The organism is Vibrio anguillarum (genome assembly GCF_001989995.2).
GTDB classification, from domain to species: Bacteria; Pseudomonadota; Gammaproteobacteria; order Enterobacterales; family Vibrionaceae; genus Vibrio; species Vibrio anguillarum.
Map to the genome: position 1 here is coordinate 1 of NZ_JAHGUP010000257.1, position 273 is coordinate 273.

The window sequence follows — 273 nt, forward strand, 5'->3', positions numbered from 1 at the left end:
GAAGACATAGCAGTTTCATGAAGGTGATTAAATAAGGATTTGTCTTGCCAATAGCCTAGTTCTTTATACCTTTTACTTATGTTTTCAGGCCAAGGTGTAAAATCATCGTTCATCATTATTTTATATCCCTTATACAGTGAGTAACTCATCTACTTGTATTCCAGCCGCACGCAAAATGGTTTTCATTTTAGCTCCGGTTTCGTCGAGTTCACTTTGAGGTGAGGATTCATGAACGATCCCTGCACCAGCATAAATCGACATAGATCGTAGGCT

1 pseudogene is annotated in these 273 nt (G+C 38.8%); it reads right to left on the reverse strand.

The features are described from left to right. Positions 1–129: 129 nt before the first annotated feature. A pseudogene (locus PL85_RS18765) lies at positions 130–273 on the reverse strand (chorismate-binding protein); the annotation flags it as partial.